Below are 421 nucleotides of genomic sequence, written 5' to 3' on the forward strand. Positions count from 1 at the left end.
AGAATCGACCAGTCGCCGTCGGAGATCTGCATCGCGTGGCGCAGGTTCTTCTCCATCTCCGGTCCCAGCAGCAAGCCCAGGATCACCGGCACCAGCGGAATCTCCAGCTTGCGCAGGATATAGCCGGCGACGCCGAAGGCGATCATGAAGTAGAGATCGAAGGTCGAGTGGCTGATCGAGTAGATGCCCACGAACGCGACCATGGTCACGATCGGCAGCAGGTACATCGGCGGCACCGACAGGATCTTCACGAACACCCCGACCAGCGGAATGTTGAGCAGTAGCAGCATGAAGTTGCCCACCAGCAGTGCGGCGATGACGCCCCACACCAGGTCGGCGTTCTGGGTGAACATCAGCGGCCCGGGGGTGATGTTGAGCGATACCAGCATCGCCAGCAGCACCGCCGTGGTGCCGCTGCCCG

1 protein-coding gene is annotated in these 421 nt (G+C 62.5%); it reads right to left on the reverse strand.

The genetic code is table 11. The features are described 5' to 3' along the window. A partial coding sequence (locus DOM45_RS20245) for a tripartite tricarboxylate transporter permease (RefSeq protein ID WP_240612256.1) occupies positions 1–421 on the reverse strand: 421 nt, incomplete at both ends.

The sequence above is a fragment of the Salinicola lusitanus genome (genome assembly GCF_003206045.1).
GTDB lineage: Bacteria > Pseudomonadota > Gammaproteobacteria > Pseudomonadales > Halomonadaceae > Salinicola > Salinicola lusitanus.